Raw genomic sequence first — 15,338 nt, 5'->3', positions numbered from 1 at the left:
TTGGACATCATTAAATAAATCAAAGCCAAAGTCGATTTCAATATCTGACAGAAAACAACGTTTCAATCTGTAAACCAATTCAGTTTTTAATATGGAAAGCGAGGATCAAATTTTATTGAAAGACTATTCAAATGAGGAAAAGGCAGCTTATTTTGGCGCATTGGCCGTAGTTGCCTCTGTCGATGGACATGCTTCCCCGGAAGAACTTGAATTTTTGAGGATAATGGGTGAAGCAGCAGAACTCCCGGAAAAGGCTCAAAACGAGATCGTCCAAATAGCAAACAAACCGGACATGATCAGTTTGCAAAAATGTCTGGAAGTCTTGAAGAAAAGCGAACTTCGGTTCTCCTTTGTGACGGACATCATCAGTTTTGCAAAGTCAGATGGAAAATATACGGATGAGGAGACCGAAAAAATCAAGGGGATTGCTGACTTTTTGAATATCAACAGAGAGCAATTCAGCATCTTGGATACGTTTGTGGATAAAGCCAACGCTGCGCAGCAGCATGGTGAGGATCCAACTTCACAGTCTTTCTTCAGTAAATCCGGAATGGACGATTTGTTCCAAAAAGTGGGGATTTCACCTAAGATGGCGAAAGGAATGTTAGGTGTAGTTGCTCCTTTGGTTATTGCAGGGATGCTCAGTGGTGGGCGAAACCGCAAGGGCTCGTCTGGCGGGATGGGTGGTGGATTGATCGGTGGTCTACTGGCTGGGGCTTTGAGTCGAGGATTGATGGGAGGAGGAAGTGGCATGAGTACAAGTGGTGGGGGGCTTGGCTCCATACTTTCCACACTTGGTGGTCTCAGCGGAAAAAGCGGTTATACCGGTATGGGTTCTGGTGGGCTTGGGTCGATTTTAGGCAATATTCTTGGTGGCAATAAAAAATAAGGGGGAGTTCTTTTCGCTATACTCCAGCCTGAATTTGGGATATTTAGAATTTGATTGGTTTAAACCCGGAAGGTTTTGGGTTTTGAGACAAAGAATTACAAAAAAAACACCTATGGAAGTAACCAAGGGTGTTTTTTTTGACAAAGATTTCAATAGACGTTAATTTATAGCGTTAAAAAACCTGCTCCATCGGATTTTGTTGAACATAGATTCATGTTTGTCCAAGGACAACCAGAGGAACCACGCTTTGCCTACGATATGGTCTTCGGGGACAAATCCCCAATACCTTGAATCGAGTGAGTCATGTCTATTGTCACCCATCATGAAATAATAATCCTGTCTGAACGTGTAAGTATCCACTTTTTGGCCATCGATGAGGATTTCATTGTCCTGTATGGTGACGGATTCATGCCCCTCGTATTTTTCGATGGTAAATGCATATTTGGCAATATTGTCTTTCGTCAATTCGATTGTCCATCCTTTGGCAGGAATTTCCAAAGGACCATAGAAGTCCTTGTTCCATCCAAAATATGCGCCATCAGGAAAAACCCTCGGGTCTCCATAATCTTCCAAATCCAACCTTTTTGTGATGGAAGATACGGCGGGTGAGCTTTTCAACCTGGATACCATTTCCTCAGTGGCAAAGACCATGTAACCCGAATTATTGGCAAAGGGATAAAAGCTGTCCTGATTGATGCCATACTCCTTAAAAAAATCAATGGTCAATGTCCTATTGGAAAGTACGTCGTAAGAAAACTGCATTTCCTCTGGATTGGCTCCAATTTCACCGTTGATGTACAACTGTGATTTTCTGATTTCGATGATGTCTCCAGGAATGGCCACCGCTCTCTTGATATAATTGGTCTTCAGGTCTACGGGGAATTCAAATTCCGCAGGCCAGTTGAAAACCACCACATCGTCTCTTTTTACCGAGGTAAATCCAGGAAGTCTGTAGTAGGGCAATTTGATCAATTCAGAATAGGATTTCAAATCTGTTCCCCAAATTTTCTGATGGGTCAGTGGGACTTGGAGAATGGTCCTTGGGACACGTGTCCCATAATGCATTTTACTTACAAAAAGGAAATCCCCTACCAAAAGGGATTTTTCCATGGAAGCCGTGGGAATGGTAAAAGGCTCAAGCAAGAGCCATCTGATCAAACTGGCAGCGACTACTGCAAAAATCAAGGCATCTACCCATTCACGGGAAGCCGATTTTTTCTTTTTTTCTTTTGTCATTTTCTTCAAAAATTTCGGAAAGATAGGAAATCATCCATTGTAAGTAATCCTTTTTTGTCTTTAATCCATTCTGCCACCAAAACTGCCCCAAGGGCAAATCCTTTTCGGCTATGGGCGGTATGGGTGATTTCGATATCATCGATTTCAGATTGATAGCGGATGATGTGGGTTCCAGGAGCTGGATCAATCCTTTTGGAAGTGATCGGCAAGGCATCCTTCGGCATTGGTTTTTCCTCAGTCAATTCCCATTGGCTCAGTCTGTCGATGTTCTTGACGATATCCTCTGCAAGTGTGATCGCAGTGCCACTTGGGGCATCTTTTTTCTCAGTATGGTGGATTTCCTCAATGCTTACTTTGTAGTCCGACTGTTCATCCATTAACTGCGCCAAGTATTGATTGACCTTGAAAAACACATTGACACCAATACTGAAGTTGGAGGCATAAAAAAATGTCCCTTCCTTGTCAGCTGTCAACTTTTCAATTTCCGGTTTCTTTTCCATCCAACCTGTTGTGCCCGAAACAACAGGGATTCCCCGTTCCAAGCCCCAGCGAATATTGGAAATGGCGGCTTCCGGTTGACTGAATTCAATGATTACATCTACGTTTTGCGCTTGGATCTGTTCCAGTTCTGCCCGGTTGTCGATGTTAATTTTTCCTATAATTTGGTGACCACGGGACACTGCAATTTCTTCTATGATCTTGCCCATTTTCCCATACCCCAACAACAATATTTTCATATTCTAAAATTTTAATTTTAATGACATTCCAAATGTATTTCCCCCAGCCGAATGGGATTCAAAAGAAGGTTCCAGTTTCAATGTCAGGTCATCACTGATGTCAAATCCGGATAAATGGGCATCTACTTGGGCATCAATGATATTGAGTGCGTAAATAATGCCAAAGAAAACAAAGACCAGGTCCCTGTTTTTCCGCCAATAGTTGACATTTCTCACCAATGCATCCCTGTTTAGATTTGGGAATGCAGGGTTTGGTTCCTGCCGGTCCAAGGCAAACAAAGCCTTTCTGAACACTTTGTATCGCCTGTTGTTGAACTCCGCAAAATAAGCATTGGTGATGATCCCTCCATAAATGATGGGGACTTTCCATACCTTTTCATTATAAACCTGCCCCGCTCCCGGTAATACTGCCGAAAGGATAGTGGCTGTTTTTGGGTCTTTGATACTCCTATCCCGCAATATTATGGGGTCTTCTTCAGCGGCTTCCTGTGCAAAGGAACTGTGGCAAAAAAAAATTCCCATAAACAACAGGAAAGCAAGGAGGAGAGGGCTCATCTTTGATTTGGGATTGTCAAATGGGAATGGGGTGGAATTGAAGGATTTCACTTCTTAGATAATTTCAAGAATTTCCAAAATTCTATTTAGATCTTCGGTGGACCGAAATGGGATTTTGATTTCACCTTTGTTTTTGGCATCGGATTTCAATTGGACCTTAGATCCGAAATGACTGGCCAAACGGTGTTGGATTTTCCCGATTTCATATTTCCTTACAGGGTCTATAGCGGGTTCCTTCTCTTTCGGCTTTTCGTTCTGTCCTTCATTGAGGTTTTTGACAAGTGCTTCCACTTTTCTCACACTCAATTCCTCTTCAATCGTCCGTTTGTATAGTTCCAGCTGTTTGTCAATATCTTCGATATTGATCAAGGCTCTCGCGTGGCCCATTGTTATTTTCTGGTCCCGTATTCCCGCCTGGATATCCGGAGGGAGTTTCAGCAAGCGAAGGTAGTTGTTGACAGTCGTCCTGTTTTTCCCAACACGTTCTCCCAATTCTTCCTGTTTCAGGTTGCATTCAGCCAACAAGCGCTGGTAGGAATGGGCAATTTCGAGTGCATTCAGGTTTTCACGTTGAATATTTTCGATAAGGGCCATTTCCAGCATTTGCTGATCGTTGGCAAGTCTGACATAAGCTGGAATTTTTTCCAATCCCGCCATTTTACAGGCTTGAAAACGGCGCTCTCCCGAGATCAACTGATATTCACCTTCACTCAGTCTTCTGACGGTAATGGGTTGGATAATGCCTTGTATTTTTATGGAGTCTGCAAGTTCCTGAAGGGAATCTTTGTCAAAATACATCCTAGGCTGATAGGGATTGACTTGAATATTTGACAAGTCAATCTCAAAAACCCCTGCCATGGGATTGCTGGGCAAAAGCTCCTGCGGTTTGTTTTTTAACGGAGAATCCTCCAACAAAGCTCCCAAGCCTCTTCCAAGCGCGCTCTTTCTTTGCATCGGTTTTTTGTCAGCCATACGAATCGATTTATTTAACTTTTTCTATACTGTTCTTGGCTGCGATTTCGCCGGCAAGATTGAGATAGGCAATAGCCCCTTTTCCATCTGCATCAAAGGCGATGGCTGGAAGTCCAAAACTTGGCGCTTCGCTCAACCTGACGTTCCGGGGAATGATCGTGTTGAATACCAAATTCTTGAAATGCATCCGGACTTCTTCCACTACTTGGTTGGAAAGTCTCAGTCGGACATCGTACATGGTCAATAAAATCCCTTCAATTTCCAAGTCTGGATTGAGACGCGTCTGAATGATTTTGATGGTATTGAGTAATTTCCCCAATCCTTCCAAGGCAAAATATTCACATTGAACTGGTATAATCACCGAGTTGGCAGCCGTCAAGGCATTGATCGTGATCAATCCCAATGAGGGTGAGCAATCAATGATGATGAAATCATAAAGGTCTTTTATTTTTGAGATGACCGCTTTCATCTTCTCCTCCCTGTTGTCCAAATTGATCATCTCGACTTCTGCACCCACCAAATCAATATGGGAAGGAACAAGGTCTAGGTGATCCATGGAGGTTTTGCGGATGATGGTGGAAATATCAATTCCATCCACCATGCATTCATATATGCTGACTTCTATTTCCTTTGGGTCGTGTCCAAGACCGGAGGTGGTATTGGCCTGAGGGTCGGCATCGATCACCAGCGTTTTGTATTCCAATACAGCCAAACTGGCTGCTAGGTTCATTGCTGTTGTCGTTTTTCCTACGCCTCCTTTTTGGTTGGCTATTGCAATTATTTTTCCCATTATTTCCAATCAAAGGGTAATAGTTTCTCCAATATTAAGCAAAATCAACTCTTTTCCGGCCTGTAATGCCACTTTTTTTGCATTCTCAAGGTCGATTTCAATGTCAGGAAAGGTGTTGTAATGCATCCCAATTATTTTGTCCGTGCCTACAAAATCAGCTGCTTTTATCGCATCTTCCATTCCCATCGTGTAATTGTCTCCAATCGGCAAAAAAGCAAAATCCAAATCGAATTCTTCTTTGATCAATTTCATGTCATAACTCAGGGCAGTATCTCCTGCAAAGTAAAAACAGCCCTTTTCGGATTTTATTACAAATCCTCCCGGATTTCCACCCGAAGTTCCGTCGGGAAGTGTACTGCTGTGAATAGCATTCACATATTTTACTTTCCCAAAATCAAAAACCTTACTTCCTCCATGGTTCATGGAGTGGTGGTTTTTGACGCCTTTTTCGGCAAACCAATTCACGATCTCAAAATTGGAAACCAATACTGCATCTGTAGAATTGACAAGAAATTCCACGTCTTCCACATGGTCATTGTGTCCATGGGAAACCAGAACGTAATCCGGCCTGATTTCATTGATATCAATATGGGACGCTTTTGGGTTAGAACGGAAAAAAGGGTCGAAAACTATTCTTTTATCCCCGATCTCCAACAAAAAAGAAGAATGTCCATAATAAGTGATTTTGATCATGGTCCTTTGGTATTCCTGATTTTGCTTATTGGCAAATATATCATTTATAATTTTAGCGTAAACAAAATGTTTTCCACAGTCCGTTGTGGATAGACTGAAAACCTCACCGTTCCACCAGGGTTTTTGCCTCGGAAATCCGCCTATAGCCTATAAAAAAAGGGACCCTTTTGAGGTCCCTTTGGCTGTTTATTTTTTCTTTTTGCTTGCTTCTGCCGACTTCATCGCATCCTCCAATTTTTGTTGGAAAGTGGATTTCTTTTTGTTGACATTTTTGATTTTGCTTTTTTCTACTTTCTCCCTGATTTTGGCATCGTCCACGAACAATTTTATCAATGCCTGCTGACCGAAAGTGACCATATTGGAGACAAAATAGTAGAAACTTAGTGCTGCCGGGAAAGAGTTCAGCACAAACATAAAGCCGATCGGCATAATGTAGCCAAGGTTTTTCATCGGTCCAGTGGCCGCAGTCAGCTGATTGTTGAATCGGGTGTAGGCGATCTGCGAAACTGTCATCAACAAGGTAAATAAACTCACATGCGATCCATAGAATGGGATGGTGAAAGGCAATCTGATGATGGAGTCATAGGTCGAAAGATCATGTGCCCAAAGGAAGGACTCCTGTCTCAATTCAATGGAATTGGGGAAGAAAAAGAACATCGCAAACAGGAAAGGCATTTGCAGAACCATTGGCAAACAGCCACTGATCGGACTTACCCCCAATTGACCAAAGAGTTTCATTTGCTCTTGTTGTTGCTTGGTGGGATCATCCTTGTATTTCTCCTTCAACTCATCGATTTCAGGTTTGATCACCCTCATTTTCGCCATGCCCACGTAGGATTTGTAGGTCAATGGGAAAAGGAAAATCTTGATGATCAGAACGATCAAAATGATGATGATACCGTAATTGGTGAAATATTGCTCCAAAAATTGGAAAAGATTCACGATAATGTATTTGTTGACCCAGCTTACAAAGAAATAACCCATGTCCACGTTTTTCTCAAAACCGGGAGTGATCGTTTTCAGGAGTTTGTAATTGTTGGGACCGAAGAAATAAGTAACATTGGCCTGACCGTTTTCCAATGGAAGAACCAATGCGGCTTTCACATTTTTGACAGACAAGGTGTCTTTTGGCGTTACCTGGTTCAAGTCTGCTTCGTTGAATTGACTATCGGCAATGATACTTGAGGTGAAAAACCGCTGGCTAAAGCTGACCCATTTGACGGGGTCTGTTACCCTGTCCTCAGCCGAATCACTTGTCAGACTGAGATAATCATAATCGCCAGCGACGGTATAGAAATTTATATTGGTTTTTCTTCTCGATTCTTCGATATCCTCTTCTTGTTTGACCAGTCGGTCTTCCCAAAGTATATTCACTTTGGAATCGACTATCTGTCCGGAAAGGCCTGAAAAATCCAAGGCTTTGTCCACCAAATAAGTACCATCCTTGATGGAATAGGTTCTGGAAATCTTCCCAGACCCAGCTTGGGCCACGAATTCCAGCTTGGTTGTTTTTACACCTGCTGAATCTTGGCTGCTTGTTTTGGGGACAAAATAGAAATCATTCAGGCTCAAAAGACCCTTTCCAGTTTGAATCTGATAATTGATTTCGGAGCTGTTTTCGTCCAAAATAACCAAAGGCTTTTTGTCCCAGGTCAAGTAATCTTTCAAGATTACTTTTTTGATCTCTGCTCCCTTTGATGAAAAAGTAACAATCATCTTGTCATTTTCAAGGATTACCTCTTCCTCATTTCCCCTTGTCAATCCTGCGAAAACACCGAATTGATTTTGGGCCCGAATGTCCATGAGACTGTCAGGTTCTTGAATTTCCAAAACCACATCCGTACTGGTTTGTCCAATTGGACTGGATTGGGTGGTTTGATCGGTCGTATCCTGAAGTTGTGGCTCAGGCGAGCTGGCAAAGAAAAAAGAATACACCAGAAGTACTGCTGCGAAGAGAATCAGTCCTGTCGCTTGGTTTCTATCCATAATATTAAATTAATACTGACAATTTCAATCAGAAGGCGATTCCGTGAATACTGAAGAAATTAATATTCGGCAATTCACTTTGTTACTTTCCAATTGGATTGGCAAAAACGGTTTATTTTAACTTTTTATTTTCAATGGTTGACTTGATGAATCTCACAAACAAAGGGTGTGGATTCAATACGGTACTTTTGTATTCGGGATGAAATTGGGTACCTACAAACCAGGGATGGTCCTTCAATTCCATAATTTCAACTAAATCAGTGTCGGGGTTAATGCCCGAAGCCATCATTCCCTTTTCCTGAAAATCTTTCAGGAATTTATTATTGAACTCATAACGATGCCTATGTCTTTCCTGAATTTTGGTCTTTCCGTAAGCCTTTTCTGCTTTACTGCCTTTTTTGAGTTCACAAGGATAAGAACCTAAACGCATGGTTCCACCCAATTGATCAACATTTTTTTGTTCTTCCATCAAGGCAATCACAGGATATGGATTGTAAGGGTCCATTTCTGTGCTGCTGGCTTCCTTTAAACCCAATACATTTCTGGCAAATTCAATGACGGCAACTTGCATTCCCAGACAAATCCCAAAGAATGGAATTTTGTTTTCGCGGGCAAATCTAACAGTTTCTATCTTACCTTCAAGTCCCCGCTCTCCAAAACCTGGGGCAACCAGTATTCCATCCAGTTCTTCAAATCTTTTTTCAATGGTTTCCGGATGGATTTCTTCAGAGGAAATCAAGACCAAATTCACTTTGCATTCGCAAGCAGCACCTGCATGCACGAAGGATTCGATGATGGATTTGTAAGCATCCGGCAAGGAAACATATTTCCCCACCAAGCCAATAGTGACTTCCTGCGTTGGGTTTTTTAGTCTCCCCAAGAAATCTTTCCATTGTTCCAGATCCGTATTGGTCTTGGAGGTGAGTTTCAATTTGGTCATCACCCTCTCATCCAATTTCTCTTTTTTCATCAAAAGAGGAACATCGTAGATGGTTTCGGCATCCATCGCTTCTATCACGCAATTCAACTGCACGTTGCAGAAAAGCGAAAGTTTCTTTTTGACTTCAAGTGGCAAATGATGTTCTGTCCTGCACACCAAGATGTCGGGCTGAATGCCCGCTTCCAACAGTTGTTTTACTGAATGCTGGGTTGGTTTGGTTTTGAGTTCTTTTGCCGCAGACAAATAGGGGATTAGCGTCAGGTGGACGACCAAAAAATTACTGGGGCCCAATTCCCATTTCGCTTGTCTTACGGCCTCGATGAATGGAAGGGATTCGATATCTCCTACACATCCACCGATTTCGGTAAGGATGACATCGTATTTGCCCTCTTCACCCAATTTGAAAAAATTATGTTTGATTTCGTCTGTGATATGAGGGATTACTTGAACGGTTTTGCCCAAATATTCGCCTTTTCTTTCCTTGGTGATGACATTGTTGTAGATCTTCCCCGTGGTGACATTGTTCGCCTGGGAAGTTGGGGTATTTAGGAATCTTTCGTAGTGGCCCAAATCCAAATCGGTTTCAGCGCCATCTTCGGTGACATAACATTCCCCATGTTCATAAGGATTGAGTGTTCCCGGGTCGATGTTCAGATACGGATCAAATTTCTGGATGGTTACCCGAAAACCTTTGGCTTGTAGTAATTTGGCCAAAGAAGCGGCAATTATGCCTTTTCCAAGTGAGGAGGTTACGCCTCCGGTAATAAAGATGTATTTGGTGGATGATGCCATAAGAATGGAGAGATAAGATTTTGTTTAAATTCTTATGGGATACAAAATTAGGTAAAATTATTGGTTTGAGATCGGTGATTTGGATTAAAATTTTGTTTTCCATGGCAAAGGTCTAGTTTTCAAGTTCCAAAGATTCTTGAAGTTTAGCTCTTATTATTGAAGTATTGAGGGCTGAAATTTGATGGTTTTCTTTCCTTTGAATTTTATCGATCGAATTTCCTGTCAGTGAAAATGAAGAGTGATTTGGTTGATAGACCACGCATTTGGCGTAAAATAAAGATTCATTTAAAAAAAAATACCTCCTTCTAATAAGATTAGAAGGAGGCTGATTTTATTTCTGATGATTCTTTATACAATCTTATTTATCAATTACCTTGATCAAAGTTCCTTTTGTCAATCTGTCATTCAGATCCATTCCATTCAGAATAGCCAGCTCGTTTAACTTTTCTTTTGGCATTCTGAAGCTGAGCAAAGCCGCTTCCAAAGTCATTGGATTGACTACTGTTTTGATTCTCACCACATCTGGTTTTCTGTTTAATTTTTCCGAATCCTTCAGTTCTTTGAAGTTACGCATCGTGCCGGTAAAGGCCTGCTGGTAATTTGAGAATTTCCCAAGTTCGGATACGCCCATGATGTTGTAGATGTAATTTTCAAACTGGATCAAATAGGAAAGCACTCTTATGGTGTTGCCATCCTCTTGTTTTTGATCCGCAATCATTGTGATTGCGGAAAGTCCATTGACGGTTTCTTTTTTCGATTCCACCACTTCCAGTTTGTATTGTTCCAATATTTGTCTTGCTGCTTCATCCAGTGATTTTCCTGCCGCGAGGCTTAGCATCATGATGGCATCACCGCTTTTTGGTGCCATCTGTACTTGTTGGGGTGTGTTTTGGTGATTCCAGCCTGTTGGGATCGGGAATTGGAATTTCAAGACAGGATGATAAAAAACGTTTGCTTCCACAAAACCCTGCTTTGGGTCTTCTCCAAAGACCAAGCCTTCAATTCTTCTTAAGTAGCTTTCACGATTGATTTTTGGATCTTCCAAATCCAGTTTTTTCTTCCAATCCTCGGCCAGTTTGGCAACTGTTGCGTTACGCTCCACCGGAGAGGGGTGTGTCGACAAAAACTCAGGAATTTCGCTTCCACCACCTTCAGCTTGTTTCCGCTCAAGGGTCTCAAAAAAGCCAGCCATTTCGGTCGCATCATATCCGATACGCGAGGAATATTCTACGCCAAGCTTATCCGATTGTCGCTCAGCATCTCTTCCAAAACTCAGTAAGGCGAGTTGCATTCCTTGTGACATCGGCTCGATGAATTCACCCAATTGGGGCACCAGAATAATTCCTGCAATCATTCCAATTTGTCCCAATAGGGCATTTCTTTGTTGAATGACGGAATGACGTGCGGTAATATGACCAATTTCATGTCCCAATACCCCTGCAAATTCAGCCTCATTGTTGAAATGGGCCATGATGCCCCGGGTAAAATAAACAAATCCTCCTGGGACCGCAAAGGCATTGATTACCGGAGAATCCACGATTTTAAACTCATAGGCCAGATTGGGACGGTGTGAAACTGCCGCCATTTCCAAGCCTTTTTCGGTGATGAATTTTTGCAATTCGGGGTCATTGTAGACACCAAAGAAAGCAACGATTTCAGGATCGGATTGCTGCCCCATACTGATTTCCTGTGCTTCGGACATCAAGACGATTTGCCGCTTGCCCGTGACAGGATTACGCGCACATCCAGAGATGAGGACCAAGCCCAAAAGCATGGCAAATGAAATTTTGAGGGTATGCGTTTTCATATGATTTTCATAAATAAGGTTTTCAGTTTCTTGCAAAAGGTTTGCGTGTCGTAGGTTTTTGAAAAAGGGACTTCCCAATTTGGAGGAAATCTTGCTAATTTCACTCAATTTACCAATGATTGCTACGGGATGGTTTATTATTATTTTTGATTCCTTATCGGGTGCGTTACAATTTTTGGTCCAGAACATAAAAGTTGTTCTAAAAAAGAAAGTTGACCTAGGCCTGTCGGACAATTCCCAAAACCAATTTCTTTTAATCCGCCGCTGGGTATAGTTCCTACTACACCCAAATATTGGTGAATTCATTCTTGAATGCTTCTTGCGATAAGCCATTTCCAATGGTTAAGGCAAAAACGAATAACGACTTCAAGAGATTGTTTTTGTGATTCGAATTACATATCCGAAGGATAGGAAGGCGTGGTGGAATACTGCGCCCAGTATCAGTTAAAGATTTTAAATTTTTCACCAACAACAATTTTTCCTTTGCGGCTTAGTCAATTTATTTTTTCAAAGTGAAAGACAAGCCCCTTTAAAAGACTTTCCAACATGAAAAAAAACCATCTTATCGATAACTATCTTCCCAAAAATGCGATCCTCTCGATTATCTCCCGTATTTTTGGCAAAAAATCAGAAAAGTGGAAATTAGCGCAGTTGTCAAAGTATTGAAGGAAAAGGGTCGTGTCACCATCAAGGAAGGTCACGGAGAAGGTATTGAACTGATTGTCCCATCGCAGTGGAAGGAAGACCTGGATCAGACAGATGGTACTTTTCTTATTTTTGATCTTTTCCAGATCAGGACTTTGGTAGAACAGTTTTCGGAGGTTTCCTTGGATGTGATAGAATTTGCCAGCAAACCCACCATCTACCACACCCCTGTCAATAGGGTTTTGAAAAATGGACCCATAAAGGATGGGAAAGTAAAGTTTTCAATGATCAAGCAATCCTACTGGAACAAATTGCTATTTGCTTTTGGCCAACCTATGGTCGTTCAGAAATCGAAGGCAAAGGAATTTGATTTTGAAACCGAGGAATATTTTCCGCTCCTGAGCGGTGGGACCAAGGAGATTTTTTTGAGCCCTGATGGGGATATCAAAATATTGAAAGGATGAATTTAAAAGACAAGCTGGACCAGGTTGATATTTTTCATCGCGTCGGAAGATGTGCGGATGAATTGGGTCTGGAGACTTATGTAGTGGGCGGGTATGTTCGGGATTTGATCCTCAAAAGGGAAAGCAAGGACATCGATTTTGTCTGTGTTGGCAGCGGAATCGCACTGGCTACCAAGGTTGCTGAAAGTTTTGAGCAACATGTTCCCCTGTCGGTTTTCAAGAACTTTGGCACTGCCATGATCAAATTGGATGATTGGGAGGTTGAATTTGTCGGAGCCCGAAAGGAATCCTACAGAGCCGATTCAAGAAAGCCTCTGGTTGAGGATGGGACACTTCAGGAGGATCAGGAACGTAGGGATTTCACGATCAACGCCATGGCCATTTCGGTCAACGCACATAATTTCGGGGAAATGATCGATCCTTTTGAGGGGATGAAAGACATCAAAAGGAAAGTGATTAAAACCCCTACGGATCCCAACGTCACTTTTTCGGATGATCCCTTGCGGATGATGCGGGCGATAAGATTTGCTTCCCAATTGAATTTTGACATTGATCCTGATACCTTCGACAGCATCATTAAAAATGCGGAGAGGCTTTCCATTATTTCGGCAGAGCGAATCATCGATGAGTTGAATAAAATGATCCTGGTGGACAAGCCGTCCTATGGATTTAAATTGCTTTTTGCCAGTAATTTGCTGCACCAGTTTTTCCCGGAAATGGTGGCGCTCCAAGGTGTGGATTCAGTAGGGGATAAATCCCATAAGGACAATTTCTACCATACCCTCCAAGTGCTGGACAATATCTCCACCACCACGGACAACCTCTGGCTCAGGTGGGCGGCCATCATACACGATATCGCCAAGCCTGCTACCAAACGTTTCAACGAAAAAGTGGGATGGACTTTTCATGGACACGAAGACAAAGGCGCCAGATTGACCCCGGGAATTTTCAGAAGAATGAAATTGCCAATGGATGAACGGATGAAGTACGTCCAAAAGTTGGTCAGGTTACACCTCAGACCCATCGCTTTGGTCAGTGATAAGGTGACCGATTCCGCCATCCGCAGATTGCTTTTCGATGCGGGAGATGACATCGATGACCTGATGAAACTGTGCCGCGCTGATGTGACTTCCAAAAACAACAATAAGGTCGTCAAATACCTGGCGAATTTTGATAAAGTAGAGCAGAAGATCATCGAAGTGGAGTCCTCGGATCACGTCCGGAATTTCCAACCGCCAGTCTCCGGAGAAGAAATCATGCAGATGTTTGGCTTGGAACCTTCCAAAATCGTGGGTGAACTTAAAGAAGAAATAAAAGAAGCCATTTTGGAGGGGCAAATCCAAAATAATAAAGAGGAAGCAATGGACTTATTGCATAAATTAGCCGTTCTGAAAAAACTGAAATAAGATTAACAAATGCTAAACCGAAACCCGATGAATACAATGAAAACCTTGATCCTGTTGTTTTTCATAACAGGATCAACTGTAATGGCACAACAAGTCCCGGCTGATGAGCCGGAGTCATCGCGCAAGCGCAATGAAACAGACCAGAAAATCTATCAAATGGCGCTCCGTTACAATGATGTTGTAGTCGCGAGAGTGAAGTTGTTTGAGTTGATGGATAGAAATCCAACGAATGCCCGCTACCCTGAATTGCTGGCTTCTCTTTATTTTGAAACCAACCAATATGGTTCCGCAGCAGTGGCGGCATTGGATGCCTTGGAGAAAAATGACAAAAGCATTCCGGCATTGGAAGTGGCTGCCTATTCCTTGGAACAATTGGGGGCATTGGACCGCGCCCTGCCACAGTTTGAAAGATTGTATCTTTTGAATGATGATATTTTCAGCCTTTACAAAACTGCCTATTTGCAGTATTCCCTAAAAAGATATGAGGAGGCTTTGAATTCCATCAACATGTTGGTCAAAAACACAAAATCCAATGAGCAGAAATTGGGCTTTCCCAAAGAGGATGATTCCACCCAAGAGGTGTCTGTCAAGGCTGCAGCTTTGAATTTAAAGGGTTTGGTGTATTTGGATCAAGGCAGCAAGGCGGAGGCCAAGACGGCTTTTGAACAGGCATTGGAGCTTAGCCCGGATTTTGAATTGGCAGTATTAAACCTGAAGGGATTATAATTCTGGGCTGACTTCCAAGGATGTCCAAAGATTTTCAATTCCCACAAATACATGCGGATCAGATGGTTTTGTGATGAAACTAGGTGTTCTCAATGTCTTTGTGGGATTTTTCAATTTCAGAAATTTGATTCACAAGACGATCGATTTCCTCCATTTTATAATGTTGCATGGATGTTTTGATGCCGCTTATGCTCTTGACCATAAAACGTTCGAACCAATTCAATTTTTCAAAATCATATTCTCCGCCAAGAGTCCCGCGGTAAAAGCTATGGCTTTTTAGATTCTCGGGAAAAGCATTTTCCAATTGCGATTGATAATTGGGTTCATTCATTCCGCAGGTAAATATGGCCAAAGGTTTGGTCAACAGCTCCCTTGAGTTTTCGGAGATGTATTTTTGCACCGAGGCCAAAAGTTTGCCGGCATAGATTGGACCTCCGATGACAATGATATTGTATATTTCAAGGCTTGGTTTTGGGTTGTCATTCAAATCCACCAGATCACAATTTTCCATTCCGATCCTTTTTTGAATGGTCTTGACGATCTTGGTGGTACCACCTGTTTTGGAGCCAAAAATGAGGAGTGTCTTCATCTTCTGTTTATTTGATCACTTGAATTTGGGGATTTTGCATCATTTTAAGGATGATTCCGATCAGGTTTTAATTTGAATTGTTTTTTTGCTTGGATGTTTTGGTGTTTTTTT

The 15,338-nt window shown here is 42.1% G+C and carries 14 protein-coding genes; 4 read left to right on the top strand and 10 right to left on the bottom strand.

The genetic code is table 11. The features are described 5' to 3' along the window. Positions 1–91: 91 nt before the first annotated feature. Complete coding sequence (locus F824_RS0110080; protein ID WP_019597763.1) at positions 92–889, top strand: tellurite resistance TerB family protein; 798 nt, start codon at positions 92–94, stop codon at positions 887–889. A 159-nt stretch (positions 890–1,048) separates the two neighbouring features. Here F824_RS0110080 and lepB read toward each other — a convergent pair whose 3' ends face one another. From lepB to F824_RS0110030, 9 genes are all read right to left on the bottom strand, one after another. Beyond that, positions 1,049–2,125, bottom strand: a complete 1,077-nt coding sequence (gene lepB / locus F824_RS0110070) for a signal peptidase I (RefSeq protein WP_019597761.1) — start codon at positions 2,123–2,125, stop codon at positions 1,049–1,051. Between the two features lie 5 nt (positions 2,126–2,130). Next, entirely contained in the window at positions 2,131–2,862 is a 732-nt protein-coding gene (dapB, locus tag F824_RS0110065; RefSeq protein WP_019597760.1) for a 4-hydroxy-tetrahydrodipicolinate reductase, read from the bottom strand. A 3-nt stretch (positions 2,863–2,865) separates the two neighbouring features. After that, positions 2,866–3,417 (bottom strand): DUF5683 domain-containing protein, encoded by a 552-nt coding sequence (locus tag F824_RS0110060; RefSeq protein ID WP_051107554.1) that lies wholly within the window; start codon positions 3,415–3,417, stop codon positions 2,866–2,868. Between the two features lie 54 nt (positions 3,418–3,471). Continuing rightward, positions 3,472–4,389, bottom strand: a complete 918-nt coding sequence (locus F824_RS0110055) for a ParB/RepB/Spo0J family partition protein (protein WP_019597758.1) — start codon at positions 4,387–4,389, stop codon at positions 3,472–3,474. Between the two features lie 10 nt (positions 4,390–4,399). Beyond that, positions 4,400–5,179, bottom strand: a complete 780-nt coding sequence (locus F824_RS0110050) for a ParA family protein (protein WP_019597757.1) — start codon at positions 5,177–5,179, stop codon at positions 4,400–4,402. Between the two features lie 9 nt (positions 5,180–5,188). Continuing rightward, positions 5,189–5,872, bottom strand: a complete 684-nt coding sequence (locus F824_RS0110045; protein ID WP_019597756.1) for a metal-dependent hydrolase — start codon at positions 5,870–5,872, stop codon at positions 5,189–5,191. A 186-nt stretch (positions 5,873–6,058) separates the two neighbouring features. Beyond that, entirely contained in the window at positions 6,059–7,858 is a 1,800-nt protein-coding gene (gene yidC, locus F824_RS0110040) for a membrane protein insertase YidC (RefSeq protein ID WP_019597755.1), read from the bottom strand. Between the two features lie 112 nt (positions 7,859–7,970). After that, the gene (locus F824_RS0110035) at positions 7,971–9,590 is read right to left on the bottom strand and encodes a CTP synthase (protein WP_019597754.1); all 1,620 of its coding nucleotides are present in this window, start codon (positions 9,588–9,590) and stop codon (positions 7,971–7,973) included. Between the two features lie 358 nt (positions 9,591–9,948). Beyond that, positions 9,949–11,397, bottom strand: a complete 1,449-nt coding sequence (locus tag F824_RS0110030; RefSeq protein ID WP_026333623.1) for a M48 family metalloprotease — start codon at positions 11,395–11,397, stop codon at positions 9,949–9,951. A gap of 635 nt (positions 11,398–12,032) precedes the next feature. On the opposite strand from F824_RS0110030, the gene F824_RS0110025 reads away from it, so the two are divergent. The 3 genes from F824_RS0110025 to F824_RS0110015 are packed head-to-tail and all read left to right on the top strand — an operon-like array spanning position 12,033 to position 14,638. Then, complete coding sequence (locus F824_RS0110025; RefSeq protein ID WP_019597752.1) at positions 12,033–12,506, top strand: hypothetical protein; 474 nt, start codon at positions 12,033–12,035, stop codon at positions 12,504–12,506. Continuing rightward, the gene (locus tag F824_RS0110020) at positions 12,503–13,912 is read left to right on the top strand and encodes a CCA tRNA nucleotidyltransferase (protein ID WP_019597751.1); all 1,410 of its coding nucleotides are present in this window, start codon (positions 12,503–12,505) and stop codon (positions 13,910–13,912) included. Before F824_RS0110025 ends, F824_RS0110020 begins: the two co-directional genes overlap by 4 nt. A gap of 27 nt (positions 13,913–13,939) precedes the next feature. Then, on the top strand, positions 13,940–14,638 hold the full coding sequence (locus tag F824_RS0110015) for a tetratricopeptide repeat protein (protein ID WP_026333622.1): 699 nt from the start codon (positions 13,940–13,942) through the stop codon (positions 14,636–14,638). Between the two features lie 79 nt (positions 14,639–14,717). On the opposite strand, the gene F824_RS0110010 is transcribed toward F824_RS0110015, so the two are convergent. Next, positions 14,718–15,227: a flavodoxin domain-containing protein gene (locus tag F824_RS0110010; RefSeq protein ID WP_019597749.1), complete on the bottom strand. Its 510-nt coding sequence runs from the start codon at positions 15,225–15,227 to the stop codon at positions 14,718–14,720. Positions 15,228–15,338 lie beyond the last annotated feature (111 nt).

The sequence above is a fragment of the Rhodonellum psychrophilum GCM71 = DSM 17998 genome (assembly GCF_000381545.1).
GTDB classification, from domain to species: domain Bacteria; phylum Bacteroidota; class Bacteroidia; order Cytophagales; family Cyclobacteriaceae; genus Rhodonellum; species Rhodonellum psychrophilum.
Note: the sequence above shows the minus strand (reverse complement) of the source record. Positions and strands in the feature narration are given on the sequence as shown.

Excerpts from the sequence above, each read along its gene's own strand:
- F824_RS0110080 (WP_019597763.1), top strand. The coding sequence starts at position 92 with ATGGAAAGCGAGGATCAAATTTTATTGAAAGACTATTCAAATGAGGAA.
- lepB (WP_019597761.1), bottom strand. The coding sequence starts at position 2,125 with ATGACAAAAGAAAAAAAGAAAAAATCGGCTTCCCGTGAATGGGTAGAT.
- dapB (WP_019597760.1), bottom strand. The coding sequence starts at position 2,862 with ATGAAAATATTGTTGTTGGGGTATGGGAAAATGGGCAAGATCATAGAA.
- F824_RS0110060 (WP_051107554.1), bottom strand. The coding sequence starts at position 3,417 with ATGAGCCCTCTCCTCCTTGCTTTCCTGTTGTTTATGGGAATTTTTTTT.
- F824_RS0110055 (WP_019597758.1), bottom strand. The coding sequence starts at position 4,389 with ATGGCTGACAAAAAACCGATGCAAAGAAAGAGCGCGCTTGGAAGAGGC.
- F824_RS0110050 (WP_019597757.1), bottom strand. The coding sequence starts at position 5,179 with ATGGGAAAAATAATTGCAATAGCCAACCAAAAAGGAGGCGTAGGAAAA.
- F824_RS0110045 (WP_019597756.1), bottom strand. The coding sequence starts at position 5,872 with ATGATCAAAATCACTTATTATGGACATTCTTCTTTTTTGTTGGAGATC.
- yidC (WP_019597755.1), bottom strand. The coding sequence starts at position 7,858 with ATGGATAGAAACCAAGCGACAGGACTGATTCTCTTCGCAGCAGTACTT.
- F824_RS0110035 (WP_019597754.1), bottom strand. The coding sequence starts at position 9,590 with ATGGCATCATCCACCAAATACATCTTTATTACCGGAGGCGTAACCTCC.
- F824_RS0110030 (WP_026333623.1), bottom strand. The coding sequence starts at position 11,397 with ATGAAAACGCATACCCTCAAAATTTCATTTGCCATGCTTTTGGGCTTG.
- F824_RS0110020 (WP_019597751.1), top strand. The coding sequence starts at position 12,503 with ATGAATTTAAAAGACAAGCTGGACCAGGTTGATATTTTTCATCGCGTC.
- F824_RS0110015 (WP_026333622.1), top strand. The coding sequence starts at position 13,940 with ATGAATACAATGAAAACCTTGATCCTGTTGTTTTTCATAACAGGATCA.
- F824_RS0110010 (WP_019597749.1), bottom strand. The coding sequence starts at position 15,227 with ATGAAGACACTCCTCATTTTTGGCTCCAAAACAGGTGGTACCACCAAG.